The sequence below is a fragment of the Vreelandella olivaria genome, from assembly GCF_023507745.1.
GTDB classification, from domain to species: Bacteria; Pseudomonadota; Gammaproteobacteria; order Pseudomonadales; family Halomonadaceae; genus Vreelandella; species Vreelandella olivaria_A.
In genome coordinates this window covers 1-2,051 of record NZ_JALPZO010000160.1, presented here as the reverse complement: position 1 = coordinate 2,051, position 2,051 = coordinate 1, and the positions used below count along the sequence as shown (strand labels likewise).

Annotated in this window: 3 protein-coding genes; all 3 read right to left on the bottom strand. The window is 45.7% G+C overall.

The features are described from left to right. Nucleotides 1-265 (bottom strand): hypothetical protein (locus HP566_RS19085; RefSeq protein WP_249978899.1); only part of this gene is annotated, 265 nt, incomplete at its 3' end. Nucleotides 266-306: 41 nt separating this feature from the next. Beyond that, nucleotides 307-1,482, bottom strand: a complete 1,176-nt coding sequence (locus HP566_RS19080; protein WP_249978898.1) for a PQQ-binding-like beta-propeller repeat protein — start codon at nucleotides 1,480-1,482, stop codon at nucleotides 307-309. A 27-nt stretch (nucleotides 1,483-1,509) separates the two neighbouring features. Continuing rightward, nucleotides 1,510-2,051 (bottom strand): RHS repeat-associated core domain-containing protein (locus HP566_RS21680; protein WP_284041577.1); only part of this gene is annotated, 542 nt, incomplete at its 5' end.

Sequence of the window (2,051 nt, the reverse complement as noted above, 5' to 3'; positions counted from 1 at the left end):
GTTGCCCCAGGGCTGTGTAGCCGCGCTCCAGGAGGAGCGGTCGGGTTGGGGCGTGGGTGCCCAGGCGGAAACGGCGTTGGGTTTCCCGGTGCAGGGCATCGGGTTCCAGGGCGATTTCCAGGTCCAGACCGGTGGCGGTCAGAGTGTGCGGCTGGCTGCCGTCGGCCTCAATCCGTTGCGTTGAACGGCGGCGCTCATTAAAGAGGCACTGCTTCTGAAACCCTTGGGGCCTTCCAGTTTGATCAGTCACCTTAGTAAGCAACATTTTAGATGATGCTGTTATTTATGCCTGCTACATTATTGCGGCTATTCCAACACATACACATGACCATCAATGCTACCAAAATAGATGCGACCATCGACTATGGCTGGGGTTGAAGTGACTGGCCCGCCCGTTTCGTAACGCCATTTTAATTCACCTGTATAGCGGTCAACCGCATATAGATGATGATCCCCGCTGCCAAAATAAACGGTATTTCCAGAAATAGATGCTGCTCCCCTCACAAAGCCTCCTGTTTCAAATCTCCAGATCAATTCCCCACTTTCAATATCCATGGCATTCATATAGCCGTGAGCATTTTCATGGCCCTCTCCATCGTCACCAAAGAATGCAATGCCATCAAGAAGGCTTATGGAAGAGTTGCTTCTAAACTGAATAGGAAACTCTGTTCTTAGCTCCCCAGTGTATTTATCCAGTATAATAATACTGCCACTTTCTTCTGCTAGCATCATAGCGTAAATGCAACAGTTATCTATGGCCGGGGTGCTAAATGAGTTTTCGATACTGCTCTCTGGAATATAGCTCCATAATAGGTCCCCAGAGTCTGGTGATAGAGCGTAAATAGCTTGGGTGTTATCCTGAAAATAAAGTATGTTGCTGGAAAGTAAAGGCTGTCTAGTGCCACCTTGAATAGGAAACTTCCATTTCTCTCGTCCATTTTCTAGTTCTAGTGCATAAAGGTAATCATGCATGGAGGTTAGAAATATACTTTCTCTATAGACAGTTGGTGAATCCAGAGCCGAAAGATCATTGTCCCAATACCTCCATAGTTCTTCACCACTTTCTATATCCATTGCAAGTAAATAGCTTTCATCATCTTCTCTGAAGGGGTGCCGTCCAACTAATAGAGAGTCCGTGCTTAAGGATATCTGAAAACTTGCTCTGCCTCCCATTTCATGATTCCATTTAACCTCGCCTAGCTTTTTATCTAAAGCATAGACTCCACCCTCAAAGTCACTAACATAAACTGATTCTTCGTTAATTAATGGTGTGCTTAATACAGGTGAGTTTGTGTCAAACTTCCAAACTAGCTCCGGGCTGTTCTCTGGCCCCATGTCATTATACACACCGGTTCGTTCCAAGTTAGCCTGAAATATGCCAGAATCCGCGATGCTGGAGGTTGGTGTTAACATTAGTGCAGATGCACTAACTATAAAAATATAATGTGGAGCAGTTGCTATAACATTTTTTATGGGACTCATCATTTTTCCTATTTAATAACAGCTGCGTTATCTTCTACGTGGTGAGTGTTCTGGGATTTCCAAGTCACCAATTGAGGGGTCAATGCACCTTTCAACTATTTCATTTAAACTACTATTAATACTCGAGTGACGAATAGCATCTCTTTGAGTTATTTCCCGAACCCTATTGGAATACTCGCTTTCCACACCCTCTTTACATGCATTTAACTCGCCTATTGATGCCTCCTCAGGCAAACTCATCATGGAGCGATACTCTTTTTCACGCATGCATTGCCTAATGCCGCTAACCTTACTTTGTCTAGCTGCATCCATTTCTTCATTAAGAATATCCGGTAACTGCGACCTGCTACTTCTTAAGGCAACATCCTGACCAATACACCAGGCTGTATTTCTTGCTTTTTCTACGGCTAGAGCGCCTCTGACGCCTGTTGTTATTGGGCTCAACCCCAACGGATCCACCATCCCGGTTGGATTGGTCACATAACCATATAGGTTGGTACCGCCATTCAACCCAATCGGGTCCTGGCTGATATAGCGCCCCTGCTGTGGGTCGTAGTAGCGGTGGCGGT

Coding starts and splice junctions, on each gene's coding strand:
- HP566_RS19080 (WP_249978898.1), bottom strand. CDS start 1,482: ATGAGTCCCATAAAAAATGTTATAGCAACTGCTCCACATTATATTTTT.